The following is a 13,605-nucleotide window of genomic DNA, read 5'->3' on the forward strand; positions in this document are numbered from 1 at the left end:
TCTGGAGCAGGGGGGATAGCACGGTAATCCTACTCTCGTGGGAGAGTATCAGCCCGTGAAGTAAGAATCCTCGACTTCTCCAAAGTCGAGGTAGTTCAATATGGAATTTAAGTCATTACAGGTGAAATATTTTCTATATAGATGGTTAATTTGCATATCTCTTCAAAAAAACGGAAATAAACTTTCTACAATTCTTCTTCAAAAACGAAATCATTTGAACATAATCCCTACAACAAGACAAAAATTAGTATAATTTAAATAATAATAATATAAATAAAAATATAGATGTGAATTTATTGAAACAAAAGAAATAGCAATTATTGTAATTGTAGTAATTATAATTTTAGCAATTGTTGGATTCTTATAAAATGAAAATAAGAAAAGACGTTATTATATTAATTAGCTGCGTAATATTATACTTTGCCAATCAATATTACTTCAAATCATTGGGGGTTTTATTCTTCAATGACCATTTTAATGATTTGATAGCAGTGCCTTTGTATTTTGCAGCGATTAATGTAATACTGTATTATACTTTAGAAAAAGAGGTCAACTCTTTTAAGATATTATTTTTAATGACCATAGTCCTGTCATTTTTAGGTGAGTATGTTTCACTGTATACTAGAAAAGGAAGCGTATTTGACTATTGGGACGTATTATGTTACTTTATAGGGCTCGTAGTGTATTACATAATTAAAAACTATCCAAAAAAAGTTTCAGACTGAAAAGTGATTCAAAGCACTTTTCCTATTTAATCCTACCATACTCATGGTATTCAATATTCCTGAAATTTCCCAAATCATCATCGTAGCTTTTGGCAATATTTGAATACAGCAGTCCAAGGGAATAATTAGCAATGCTTTCAAGTATTGGAATAACAACAACCACATAAATCAAAAAGCCCACATAAGGAATCGCCATTACAAATGATGAAACGAAACCAGCCACAACAAGCAATATAAGCATTACTATTGCCCATTTGATTATGGTAAATATTCCTATTCTTCTAATGTCACCCACCACCTTATTGATCTTTAAGGCTTCAGGCAAACTGTTGAAGTAAGCCAATCTTGCTTTTGCAAAGAACAATAAAAATTCAAAGACAAGATATATGAGAATAATAAGCAGTAGCGCAAAGTTAAGATTTAGAAAAAACTCTATTATTCTATAGTTAAAAATCAGATCTCTGCTTGAAGAGCTCAATAGCTTAAAAGCAATGAGAAATACCGCAGCCGGAACAATCATGTAGACCATTCTTAAAAATATCACCCTGATGGAATCATAGATATTATTAACCAGATTGAAGGACGGAAGCAATGCTGATTGAGTTGAACCCATTCTAACAATAGACAGGAAATATCCCGGCACAAACAATACAAACAGGAAAAATGCAATCACACCGATGGCTACAACATAATCATTATTAATCATCAGGCCAATTGGAATGATGGCAATCAGAATGAAAAACAGACAGATTACCAGCATTTTTTTAATGCTTCTGAATGGATATTTGAATGAATACGAAACTATTTTTGACAAATCCATAATAAAACTCCCTAATTATAATACTGTATTTGTTAACATCAACTTAAAAAGATTCGTAAATTCAACCAGTAAGTCACCACCTTGACTGTGTATTTTTTGCCTTTTTTGATAACATTCAGTTCAAAGGAAAAAATCTGACAAAATATATAAATAATCATAGAACTAAACTATTAAATGTACATCAAAATAATTTTTTGGTACATAACATTAAAGAGGAAAAAAATGAATTTCAAAAAAATATTGATTGCACTGATTCTTTCATCTATTCTGATTGGCTGTGTTGGCGCCGCAAGCATACAGGAATACAAAATTGATGCTCCCGTTAAGGAAATATTCGGCAGCGACGACTATGTGATATATGCCAATTTCCATGGCGATGGTGGAATTGGAATCTATAAATGCATTGACAAGCAGGAAGACAACAAAACCGTCGATGAGGACTCTCTTGACAACCTGATTTATGATGACGGGGACGAATACATAACCCAGGACAAGGACATGAAAATCAGCGTAAATCCAGACCATAGTGCAAACTTCACAGACAAACTTCACAAAACCCATGGAATTTCAGAAGTCATAAACGATAGCGGAGAAAAGCATGTTGTGGTTTTCTGGGCAAAATCTTCAGGCGAAACAAACATGACCCAACTGAAGACAGTCCAAGATAAGTTCAACGAAATCAACAATGTTACTCCAATAGCATTCTAGATTTCCGGATATTGAGTGAATAACATTCTTCCATCCTATTTTTAATACTTGAAAAAAGCAAGTTCATCACCAAATTTTCAGAAACGAAGAAAATGATTAATTTCCAGTATTCTTTTTTTTGACAACAATTATTAATATAAAAAATATAATATATCAAACAGGAGTTTAAAGATGAAATTGTGGAATCCGATAGCTTTTTTCATAAGCCTTATAATGAGTATGGTAATGCCGTTGATTTTTGCAATCCCCAGGGGAATGCCTGTTGAAATATGCTTTTTGATGTGGCCGATTCGTTGGGTTGTAGCTTATTTTATGGTGAATTTGATTGTTCATCCGCTATCCCTTAAATTAGCAGGCAAAGTCTTTGGCTTTAAACTAGGCATGAAAACAGGTTTGTGGAACCCATTTGCATTTTTCATAAGTCTTATTATGAGTTTCATAATGCCATTGATATTTGGAGTTCCTAATGGACAATTGCCTGTAGATGTGCTCGTTTATCAATGGCCGGTTAGATGGATTGTAGCTTACTTCATCGTAAATATTATTGTGAATCCTTTGGCATTCAAATTGGCCGGAAAGGTATTCGGATTCAATCCAATGAATAACTAGATAAAAAAATAATTCATTCCCTTTTCAGCTCATCAATTTTTTCGTTGAGCCTTTCAATTTCGGAGGTGAGATTTTCAATTTTTTGATTCACATCATCCCGATTGTCCTTATTGATTTTTGAAATATACAATGATGAAATTACAGCAGTGAATGAAGCGAAAACCAAAATACCACCAATCATTGCAATCATTCCAACGATTCGCCCTGAAAGTGTTGATGGAACGACATCCCCATATCCTGTACTGGTTATGGAAACGATGACATACCACAAGGCCGTATGTATATCATGGATATCAGGATCAACAAGGCGGATGGATATTGTCAAAATGAAAGTGAAAATGATTGCCACTAAGATTATCTTATCCAGATAGGTATGTTTCAAAAAGTCGGAAATGGTTTTTTCACTATCCCTTGCAAGAACAAACAGCTTAATCAACTGGATAAGTTTCACTAATCTTAATGCTCTAAGGAATACGAAATTGATAGGTAACATTCCCAGGATACTTAATGAATTTTCAATCAGGTACTGCTTTTTATCTTCGGATTTCAAATAGCTGTAGATGAATTCTATCCACAGGACTGCGCATAAAATTATATCAAAAGCGAAAACCGTATCTCTGAATGTTGAAGAAACGGGACGCAAAGCTACATAAAACAACAGCAAAATATCCAAAAATGTTGCAAAAATTAATATCAGGTATATTCTTTGTTTAGACTTTTCCATTATTTATTTATTTGAATCCATCAATATTTAAAATTTTAATCTTCGGAGAAACAATCATTCATTAGCCAACGGACCCCACAATATCTGTATGATGAAGTTCAAGATGGTCAAAAATCACATTAACATTCTTTTTTTAAAAAATAAGCAATAAAATAACTTGTTTTAATAAAATAACTGTGTAAGTAACCACTTACATTCGAAAAGCTTTATATATGTATTAATTCATACTATAATTATCTAAAATTGAGTATTTTTAGATAAATCAAATCCGTCTTCGATGGATTTGAAACTGTAATGAGTTGGCTAACTTCATTCTTATACAAAAAAATGAAAATGTTTTGCCATTATTAACCAACTCATTACAAAAACCCCCCACATCGATGTTTTTCACGAGTGTTTCGCGTTCATTATTATTCAATTCTCCCCAATATAATGAACTTTGAATCTTTCTAAGTCCATAATGCTGAAGCATATTTTCAATATATTCCTGATTGATTTTGAATTTGCAATCATAAGTGACTATCGTATACATGAATTAACTTATATTAATTCAACTTTAATATTATTGTTTTTAGAAATAGTTAACTTCATATTTTACGTTTAAATGAAAACAATTTTAAAAGGCCACAACAATTAAACAAAGATAATACAATTCGAATAAGTTTAAATAAGATGAATACAATTGAAATTAGTAATTATTAATGAATTACATTAAACAAAAGTAGAAATTAGAGGAAAAACCATATTTTTGAGATAAACTAAGATAGCTCCTAAAGAATTATTCGATGAATGGGTTGAGTTGGTTACAATTTGTAACCAACTGAAATTACCATTCCGTAAAATTGAAAATCCTGAAGGTTTTTATGAAAGTAAAAACGTTGCTATTGATGGGAGAACTATTGCAGGCAATGCTCGAAGGGAATTTGAATCAAGGACAGGAAAGAAAGTAGTCAGCAGCAAAAATTCTAAATATCCAAAATTGTTGGATGAAAAATTTTTGTTTAAATAATAATTATATAATTTCCAAGTTACAATAACATTAGAAAATTTTTGCCAATATCTATGTTTTTTTAAAATACTAATCTTTATAAATAACTGGTATGTTAGAAAATACTAGTCTTTATAAATAACTAGTATGTTAGAAAGTACTAGTCTAACTAAACATACCTAAGTTATAGAGAATAACAACTAATTATCAGTTAAATTTAATATAATTAAATTATTTTAAGTGTTATTAGAATATTTAAAAATTTAAATATTATATGGTGCATTAATTTTTTGAATAGCTCAGCCTCAAAGAATCAAACTAATTATTAAACTGGACTGTTTTAAAAAAATAAGCGATAGGGATTTTAAACCCTATTTCTGACAATATTATTCGTTTGTCGAAACTGAAGTCATATTGCTTGTTTTTGCCTTTGAAATTGTCACACCTGCCCAGGCGTCAATCTTTTCAGTAGGTGTTTTAATAACAGGATCGCTCCAGCTTATGATGTAGATGTTCTTGCCAGTGTTGTTTGCAATCAGCTTTTCGATATCCCTGGTGTTGAACGTATTGAAGTCATAGAACTTATGGAGCTGAGTCATATTCTCACCGAATACATGGTCGACATTCATGCAATATGTATCAGTCTGATTAGTATAGCTCAAAAAGTACATTATCATATTCTGGTTATTTATTATAAGCATGGAATTCGGGTCGTTTGTTATGTTTTCCAGAATCTCCTTTTGGTGGACTCCGCTATTATAGAAATAATCATTGGTTGAAATTGTTGTTGTGATTCCGATTAAAAGAAGCAATGCTATAAGTGCTGCTGAAATCATAAACAATTCTTTGCTTTTAATCTTTGAAAAGATGATTGATATTGTAAGCCACATTACGGCTGCTGCCGGAAGCAGGTACCTCGGCATCAGTATAGGCTTGAACACGATTGAAAAAATAACTGCCAAAAGGATTGTTCCTATATACACTCTAGCTCCGCTTAAAATCAAAAATCGTTCTTTTTCACCAGCATCCTTGGATTCCTTTTTGTATATGCGTAAAAGCACTATCAAAACTGCAATTGCAATCAGACAGATTATCGCATCATCTGAATATGCAATGTATCCCAGTGCCTTGATTAATAAATCGGGGTTGACCTGACGAATCCAGTAGGCTGCATGAACCTGTGTCATTTGCCTTATGAGTGGAGGTATCCATGGAAGGTAGAGTATTGCAGCTCCGGCAACTGACATCACCCATATTTTGAGTTTATCCTTTTCAAATTTGATTATGTAAAAAAGCAGTAAAATATACATGCATACAACGCTTAATGCCGCAAAGTAATGTGTATATGCGCACAGCACTGAAAATATGGTCAGTATGATCCATGATTTAATGTCATTGCTTTTGATAATTTCTGTAAATGATATGAATGCGACAATTATAAAAAGAATTGCCCAGCCGTACATCCTTGCAATGAGAAAGTGTGCGAAAAATTCACTCATTACCGCCAGTGAAAATGCAAAGAGTCCCGCAGTCAAAAGGCCATAGTCCTTTCTGATTTTAGTTGCTGAAATGACTAGAATCAGAATATATGGTATTATTGAAAGGATTCTTAATGCATGGAGGGAATCCATTCCAATTGCAGCAGCTATATCCACTGCAATCTTTCCCAAAATGTAGTACAGTGGCGGGTGGACATCCCAACTGGTAATGTTTATTATATCTCCCATCGGAAGTGTTAAGACACTCAGTGTAAAGTATTCATCAACATGCATAATGTAATGGTTAAGGGGTGTCAGAAACATGTACCCCAGCATTATTACACTCAATGCGAAAAAAATCATTCCAAAAATATCTCTCTTGCTGGTGATTTCCATATAGTTATTTTTGGAATTAAATGCTATTAATAGTTATTATTTTTCAAATCAATTTAAAAACCAGTTTTTAAAGTAATTTGGAATTATTATAAGTCACAATTGTTTAAGTATAAATAATTAAAAAATAATTTTTGACAAAAACATTTACTGGAAAAAAATTTTGGATTAGATTTTATTCCAAATTTTTTTCATTACTTTTTCTATTTTTAAATTTATAATTAATCTAAAAAAATTTTTATTACTTTTTGATTAAATTAGTATTACAAATACAAAAATTGTAGAAATCACCATTTTGAGACCACTTGATGTATATGTATTACTTCACTTACAACATTTCCCTAGAAACTCCCAAATTATCCAAATTTAATATATAAAGAGAACGTATATTTTATGTAATAATATACAGTAAAAATGAAAAGATACGAAGTCTTTATATACTCAAAAAATCAATAGTATAACCAAGGGTTAGGTATAAAAATTTAGGAGGCAAAAAGCTTATGATCGAAGTTGATGAGCTAACAGACTACCTAGATGAATACTTAGAAGAAAAGCAAGAGGTAAAAAACTTAACAGAAGAAACAATCCAAAAACAAACATTTAATATATCAAAATTTATAGAATATCTGGAAAATGAAGGAATTGATGAACTCAACAGCAACAATGTTAAAAAACAGTTAAGACATTATCGTAGGTACTGTCTAAAGAAACGTGGGAATAAAAGAACAACTGTAAAAACATATATGATGAACATTCTGGAATTCATCAATTCAGAAGATGTCCAGGAAGAAATTCAGCACGATCCCATCAAAATGAAAGATATCATTGAAGTAAAGGCTGAAGATCCAGAAACTGCCAAAAAAAGAATTGAAAAAATCAGCTTAACATGGCAACAATCCGATTTCTTTTTAGATACAATCAAACAAAGCGGAAATCCAAGAGATTACGCAATTTGCAGGACTTTCATTGATTCTGGAATGAGGCTAAAAGAACTGGTACTATTAAACAAGGATGATATCCAAGTTCCAATAGATGACAATGGCTTTTATGAAATGCCAAGCGACACAAATGAGTTTATTGATGTATATCTACGTGCAGAAACTACAAAAGGAGAATTGAAAGACCGTACAACCTTCATCACATATGATACATTGGACAGCTTGAACAGCATGATCTACAATCGAATAACAAAACTCAGAAAAAACACAAATGATGTATATAGACCAGTAATTCAGAGAAACAAGGCTGCTGAAGAAGTAACTCGCGAAGAACTATTTACCAATATTAAGGGAAACAGAATAGGAAAACGTGGAGTTCAGGACATCGTAAAAAAATATGCTCATCTTGCCGATGAAAGAATCATCAATGAAAATATCGATTGCCCTATAAACTATGGAAAAAATGTTAGTGTTCACATCCTTAGACACACCGCTTTAAGCCATTATGCAGAAGTATTGACCGTTGCGGAAGTCCAAACAATTGCAGGACACTCCAACAGCCAAACAACAGATAAATATATCCATGTAGACAGAGAACAAATGAAACAAAAATTAAAAGTAAACAATATGAAATTTAATATATAAATTTTAAATTTTACTTTTTTTATTTATTTTATACCTAAATCAACAATATTTAAATATTAATTTAAACAAATCTATATTTACTATCAGCATACTGATAAGTTATAATATTACTAAATTTTTTTAAGGGTTTATATGATTTCTAAGAGGAGTATATTTATATTAGGTATTTTTTTAATACTTGTTTCGGTACTAAGCGTATGTGCATCGGATAATCAACAAAATATATATGAAATACAACAGATTTTGGATGAAACCAATGCATCAGACTTAACTGGCTGTTGTTCAGTTGCATTGCAATTAGATGGAAACAACAGTATGTTCTCCTTTAGAAGAGATGCAAATTTAACCGCTGATATTTATGTAGAAGAGATTGATTGGCACGGTATTCCTGCAATCAAGCAATATAAAACAGAAGGTGACTATTTCTGTCAAGTAATCATAACCAGTAACGGTTGGACAATCGGATATGGAGGAATTGACGACGGTCCGGATAATGAAAAAATTGAAGAAATAACATCCAAAATGATTACAGATGACAATAGTATTTCAGAAGATGGTTTAATCCAAGTTCAGCAAATTAAAGAACCTTATAAACTAGGACATCTTTTGATTAAGGCCCCTAACGGAAATTATGGTGTTGCATTTTCTGATAATCATTTTAAAGGGAAATTGGAACCTGGCCAATACATTGTAATTCCAAATAGAGAAAAATACATGGACAATGGCAGCTTATCACTTAATACTAGTGATAAAGTAGCAGCTATGATAGAATTAGCGCAATCTGATGCCTTTGGACTTACCAGAAGAGATATTACCACTTATCACTTCCATACCTTTGAAAATAACACAGCTAAAGTGAATGTAACTGACGCTTACCTATCCAATGATGATGGATCCAAGTGGGGTATGAGTACAGGTGGCCTTGTAGACAATGTATATTTCAACAAAACACTATTTAAAGCTGAAGATATACCAATAGCACCTAATTATGAATATATGGGCAATATGACACTTCATGAATCTATTCATCATGTATCTAAACTCATGTTAGCCTCTATCCTCGTAGGTGTTGTAATATTCGTGGCCATATTGTTCTTTGTAGTCTATCAATCAATAAAATATATTAGATATAGGCGTCATCGCAAATAAAATTTAATAAATTTTATAAAATTTAATAAAAAACAACAAAATTTAACGAAAATAGTCAATTTCACTAGCTTGATATATATCAAGCAGTTGATTTATACTATTTTCTTGATATTACTTGAGCATTAGTGGTAAAATACATATAATATATATTTTCTGTAAATATGGAAAATATATAAATAATATATTTCCGCAAATACAGATAAATAGTATAATAGCCATCATACTATTAATACCACAATACATATAATTAGTAAGTATATAATATATCAACTACTAGTTAAATACCTATAATATCTATAATGCCTATTTTTATATATTTCCATATAATACATATCTAAGTATAATATACGGAAATACTATGCCGACTATTGTAATATTACACCAACAAGAATTTTAGTAAAAATAATTGATTTAAACCAATATTTTAACTAATAGCAACACCATAAATAATATTATCATATTATAAGCAATATTTATCTTACTTTATCTAAATTAACTGCAATACATCACATATATTAGGATTAAAACTCATACGAATAAAAAATTAATAAAATTTATTAAATTTTATAAAAATTATTAAATTTAATAATAACAACAAAATTTTTATAGAAAATTATAAAAAATTTTAATTAATCGGAGGAGTAACAATGGAATTTAATATTATCAACGAAATAAATGGTAAATTTAATCCAATCGTTTTAATAAAAAGTGATGAAAAGCCAGATGATGCAATAATACCAAAACCTGGAAGAGGTGGTTGTGTTATGGCATTTGTCTCACAAACAATAGCCAAAAGAAAAACAACTGCATTTGGTCGTGAAAACGTTTCATGCGGAGGTGTTGAAACCGCTATGGGATGGGGAGACGGTTTTACCCATGAAGGTGCCTTAGAATTTCAAGCAGCATTCCTCTCACAGGGTGCCGATTCAGCAAAAGATAGGGATAAATTTCTCAAAAGTCTGGAAAATAAACCAACACATATACAGGAAATGTTTAAAAAAGGGGAAAGAATATATTGTGATTATGAAACTGCAGTGGAACACATCAAATCAAGACCAATTTATGATGATAAGGAGTATGTCATATTTAAACCAATTGAACTTTTAGAAGAAGGTGAAATTCCTCAATCAGTAGTGTTTACATTAAATCCTATTGAATTGTCAGCAGTTTTACAAATCAACAGTTCATTTAGGTCAAAAACAGCACATATTCTGACACCACAGGCTTCAGCATGTCAGGCTATAGGGTCATTTACTTTTGAACAGGCTGAAAAGGATGATCCCGTACCTCTTCTAAGTCCGATTGACTTTGCAGCAAGAGCCCATATGAAGCATTTCATTCCGGATGAATACATGTGTCTGTCAATGCCATGGAAACTCTTTTTGAAACTGGAGGAACTTAGTAAAAAAAGCGTTCTGCAAACCCATTTGTGGAAAGACTGGTAAAATTAGACATTGATTAGATTTTATCTAATCAATATAATTTTATATAAACACCAACAAAATAAAATACAATGTCACTAAACTTAATTTCTGTTTTTTTAATAGCTGTAGCTCTTGCAATGGATGCATTTAGCGTATCATTAACAAAAGGATTTACCCAAAAGAATCTTAAGCAATCACAAATTCTTTATTATGGTCTCTTTTTTGGATTTTTCCAATTTATGATGCCTATTCTTGGATATTATTGCATAAGTACAATATCAGACATAATTACATCATTCGCATCAATAATTGGATTCGTATTGCTTTTGGCAATAGGGTTGAATATGATTCGTGAAAGCTTATCCGGTGATGAAGATGAAATAAGCGATGAGTTTTCCTTCAAGGAAGTGACACTGCTTGCAATAGCCACAAGCATTGATGCATTTGCAGTAGGAATAACATTTGCACTGTTCAATGATCCTCTCCTGATATCTGCAAGCATAATAGGTGTGGTTGCATTTGCATTCAGCATAGCAGGAATATTCATCGGCCGCAAACTGGGTGACTGGCTAGGCGATAAGTTCCAAATATTGGGTGGTGTCATCCTAATATTGATTGGAATTAAAATACTACTGGGTTTTTAGAAAAACTTTACATCATATTTTCATTATATGATCTGAATTGTTCAAGGAAATTTTCAAGTTCCTCCTCAATCTGTGTAAGTGAAACAGTTGGCTTATAATTAAGAAGAGTATTCAATGCTATCAATAAAGGAATGGCTTCACCTACATGGACATTGGTAAACTCCAGATTTTGATAGGTAATTTTAAAGTTTCCGTTGACATGTTCATCAATTCTCAGGCCCTGAGGGATAAAATTGATTTCACCCTTTTCAATCAGTTCCTCCAATACTTCAGTACCTTCCAGTATATCCTCAAACTCAACCTTTTGCTTACTTAAAATAGGTTCTATAAAATCAAATTCAATGTCATAATCGTATTTGGAATAGTTATGTCTGAAGTAATTGTCAACCATCAGATAGTTAATATACAGTTCATGGTTTTGAATTGCATATTTCTTGTTGTTCAATATGAATTCCATGATTAAATTTTAGTAAAAAATAGTATAAAAAAATAGCCCTCATGAGCTATTTTCTTCGTGTTTTTCATATTTTTTGATTGAAATTTCCTTGAATTTTCTAATGAATAGTTTTGCCCAGATATAACCAATTGTTCCTCCAACAAAACATCCAAACACTACTCCACCATAGATTCCAGGAAGTCCCCATCCAAAGATAAAGCAGAATAGATATGCAAATACACTTTCAAGGATTAAAGATCTAAGCAATGTAATCAATAGTGAATATGTTCCTTTTCCAACACCCTGAAACATCATGGAAGACATTATCCCATGAGGAATTGCCAATACGAACAGGCTCAATACGGATATTGCTGTTGCAATTTCTGATGCCAAACCTGCACTGGCCTGAGTATAAGAAAATACTGCAGCAATCTGTCCTGAGAAAATGAACATTAATGCTCCCAAAATAATGGATACAATAAATCCTATTTTGATTGAATATGAATGGGCAGTTTGGAGGTTTTTGTAGTTATGCGCTCCATAAGCTACACCAGCAACAGTCAGGACTGCTGTACCGATACCAATCAGTGGAATCATAGCCAACTGCACAATTCTCATTGAAGCTGTATATACTGCCACTGCAGTAGTTCCTGCCGCAAGCACAAGCATGGAGTTAATGATTATTGCAAGAGCTGAAAATACAATAGTTTCCAATGTTGAAGGGATTGCAACCTGAAGGGTGTTAATCATTATATGACTTGAATATTTGAAGTTTTTAGGGGACAAGTCAAGGAAAAGATCCTTTTTAACCCATATCCAGTAGCTCATTACAATACATGACATTGTCGCCGATACTACTGTTGCCCATGCTGCACCTGAAATTCCAAAGTTCAATACATAAATAAATATAGGGTCTAGAATGATATTCAGTACTGCTGTTACTGCAATTGCGATTGTCGCCCTCCTCATATCTCCTTCAGACCGGAATATTGCTGATGCAACACCTGAAAACACAAAGATGAACAAGAATCCGAATATGATATAACTGTAATCCATTGCATATTGAATAGTATTTCCTGCACCCATAAACTGCAATATAGGAACCATAAACACTTCAATCAATACTGTAAATACTAATGATATTATAATTGATAAAACAATAGCATGCAACCCCGCATTGTTTGCCTGGTCACGATTTTTAGCACCGATATTTCTTGCTATCAATGAATTTGCACCTGCACCTATTCCATTTCCAAGTCCTATAAGCACCATGAATAATGGTGTGATAAAACCTACAGCAGCAAGGGCATCCGGACCGAGTCCTGCAACCCATATACTATCTGCAATATTGTAAAGCATGATTAAAAGCATTGAAAGCATCATCGGCAATGCCAGTTTTACGATTGCCTTTTTAGGATCTCCTGTAATCATTTCAATATTTTTACTTTTAGACATTTTACTCTCCCTCATTTAACTCCATTGTCTTAACAGCTATTTCCTTCAATACCTTTTGAAGCAATTCTTTTTTAATATATCCATCATCCAAAATTACTGAATCTTCCCAATCACGAAGAACTCCACAGGCTTTTATTAGTATGTCTTCACCGTCTTTGGTCAATGAAAGTCTGTTCTGTCTTCTGTTGTTTTCGTCTATTTCTCTTTTCACCAATCCCTTTTCTTCTAGTTTTCGAATAGACCTTGCAACAGCCCCCTTGTTGATGTTGCATCTTGCCGCTATCATTTCCTGATTGATGTTTGATTCATGCGCTATCTCAAAAAGCAAATGAAGCTGTGTCGTATTTATTCCAAATTCCTCCAGATTGCGATTGACATATACAGAATATCCCTTTCCGATCATATACAAAAGCTTTCCAACCGGAATTTGGGTTGCATCCATCTGCTTTATCTCTTCAAATGGCATGTT

General features: G+C 32.2%; 15 protein-coding genes. 8 read left to right on the forward strand and 7 right to left on the reverse strand.

The genetic code is table 11. The features are described 5' to 3' along the window. Window positions 1-368: 368 nt before the first annotated feature. Window positions 369-725 (forward strand): hypothetical protein, encoded by a 357-nt coding sequence (locus tag QZN45_RS06850; RefSeq protein WP_292883607.1) that lies wholly within the window; start codon window positions 369-371, stop codon window positions 723-725. A 22-nt stretch (window positions 726-747) separates the two neighbouring features. Here QZN45_RS06850 and QZN45_RS06855 read toward each other — a convergent pair whose 3' ends face one another. Beyond that, window positions 748-1,545: a DUF4013 domain-containing protein gene (locus QZN45_RS06855; protein WP_292607398.1), complete on the reverse strand. Its 798-nt coding sequence runs from the start codon at window positions 1,543-1,545 to the stop codon at window positions 748-750. A 222-nt stretch (window positions 1,546-1,767) separates the two neighbouring features. On the opposite strand from QZN45_RS06855, the gene QZN45_RS06860 reads away from it, so the two are divergent. Together QZN45_RS06860 and QZN45_RS06865 are read left to right on the forward strand one after the other, a co-directional pair. Further along, entirely contained in the window at window positions 1,768-2,253 is a 486-nt protein-coding gene (locus QZN45_RS06860) for a hypothetical protein (protein WP_296812014.1), read from the forward strand. A 171-nt stretch (window positions 2,254-2,424) separates the two neighbouring features. Next, window positions 2,425-2,862 carry a hypothetical protein gene (locus QZN45_RS06865; protein WP_296812017.1) on the forward strand — a complete coding sequence of 146 codons (438 nt, stop codon included), beginning with the start codon at window positions 2,425-2,427 and terminating at the stop codon, window positions 2,860-2,862. Between the two features lie 13 nt (window positions 2,863-2,875). Here QZN45_RS06865 and QZN45_RS06870 read toward each other — a convergent pair whose 3' ends face one another. Both QZN45_RS06870 and cas2 read right to left on the reverse strand, forming a co-directional pair. Continuing rightward, window positions 2,876-3,586 carry a potassium channel family protein gene (locus QZN45_RS06870; protein ID WP_296812019.1) on the reverse strand — a complete coding sequence of 237 codons (711 nt, stop codon included), beginning with the start codon at window positions 3,584-3,586 and terminating at the stop codon, window positions 2,876-2,878. Window positions 3,587-3,848: 262 nt separating this feature from the next. Next, a complete protein-coding gene (gene cas2, locus QZN45_RS11085) occupies window positions 3,849-4,118 on the reverse strand; it encodes a CRISPR-associated endonuclease Cas2 (protein ID WP_367241211.1) in 270 nt (89 codons plus the stop codon). Window positions 4,119-4,385: 267 nt separating this feature from the next. On the opposite strand from cas2, the gene QZN45_RS06875 reads away from it, so the two are divergent. Further along, the gene (locus tag QZN45_RS06875) at window positions 4,386-4,595 is read left to right on the forward strand and encodes a hypothetical protein (protein WP_292607375.1); all 210 of its coding nucleotides are present in this window, start codon (window positions 4,386-4,388) and stop codon (window positions 4,593-4,595) included. A gap of 365 nt (window positions 4,596-4,960) precedes the next feature. Here the strand turns inward: QZN45_RS06875 and QZN45_RS06880 are convergent, their stop codons facing one another. After that, window positions 4,961-6,448 (reverse strand): glycosyltransferase family 39 protein, encoded by a 1,488-nt coding sequence (locus tag QZN45_RS06880; RefSeq protein ID WP_296812022.1) that lies wholly within the window; start codon window positions 6,446-6,448, stop codon window positions 4,961-4,963. A 497-nt stretch (window positions 6,449-6,945) separates the two neighbouring features. Here QZN45_RS06880 and QZN45_RS06885 point away from each other — a divergent pair, with 497 nt between their 5' ends. The 4 genes from QZN45_RS06885 to QZN45_RS06900 all read left to right on the forward strand — a co-directional run bounded on the left by QZN45_RS06885 (window position 6,946) and on the right by QZN45_RS06900 (window position 11,245). Continuing rightward, on the forward strand, window positions 6,946-8,028 hold the full coding sequence (locus QZN45_RS06885; protein WP_296812024.1) for a site-specific integrase: 1,083 nt from the start codon (window positions 6,946-6,948) through the stop codon (window positions 8,026-8,028). A gap of 132 nt (window positions 8,029-8,160) precedes the next feature. After that, complete coding sequence (locus QZN45_RS06890; RefSeq protein WP_296812027.1) at window positions 8,161-9,177, forward strand: hypothetical protein; 1,017 nt, start codon at window positions 8,161-8,163, stop codon at window positions 9,175-9,177. Between the two features lie 647 nt (window positions 9,178-9,824). Further along, window positions 9,825-10,622, forward strand: a complete 798-nt coding sequence (locus QZN45_RS06895; RefSeq protein ID WP_296812029.1) for a DUF169 domain-containing protein — start codon at window positions 9,825-9,827, stop codon at window positions 10,620-10,622. 68 nt (window positions 10,623-10,690) lie between these two features. Further along, complete coding sequence (locus tag QZN45_RS06900) at window positions 10,691-11,245, forward strand: manganese efflux pump MntP family protein (RefSeq protein ID WP_296812031.1); 555 nt, start codon at window positions 10,691-10,693, stop codon at window positions 11,243-11,245. Window positions 11,246-11,252: 7 nt separating this feature from the next. Here the strand turns inward: QZN45_RS06900 and QZN45_RS06905 are convergent, their stop codons facing one another. From QZN45_RS06905 to QZN45_RS06915, 3 genes are read right to left on the reverse strand one after another with little or no spacing between them, the layout of a single operon-like run. Next, on the reverse strand, window positions 11,253-11,702 hold the full coding sequence (locus tag QZN45_RS06905; RefSeq protein ID WP_296812034.1) for a hypothetical protein: 450 nt from the start codon (window positions 11,700-11,702) through the stop codon (window positions 11,253-11,255). Window positions 11,703-11,741: 39 nt separating this feature from the next. Continuing rightward, on the reverse strand, window positions 11,742-13,151 hold the full coding sequence (locus QZN45_RS06910; RefSeq protein ID WP_394346768.1) for an MATE family efflux transporter: 1,410 nt from the start codon (window positions 13,149-13,151) through the stop codon (window positions 11,742-11,744). Continuing rightward, window positions 13,138-13,602 carry a MarR family winged helix-turn-helix transcriptional regulator gene (locus tag QZN45_RS06915; protein WP_292607353.1) on the reverse strand — a complete coding sequence of 155 codons (465 nt, stop codon included), beginning with the start codon at window positions 13,600-13,602 and terminating at the stop codon, window positions 13,138-13,140. Before QZN45_RS06915 ends, QZN45_RS06910 begins: the two co-directional genes overlap by 14 nt. Window positions 13,603-13,605: the final 3 nt, after the last annotated feature.

Source organism: uncultured Methanobrevibacter sp. (genome assembly GCF_900314695.1).
Classification (GTDB): Archaea; Methanobacteriota; Methanobacteria; order Methanobacteriales; family Methanobacteriaceae; genus Methanocatella.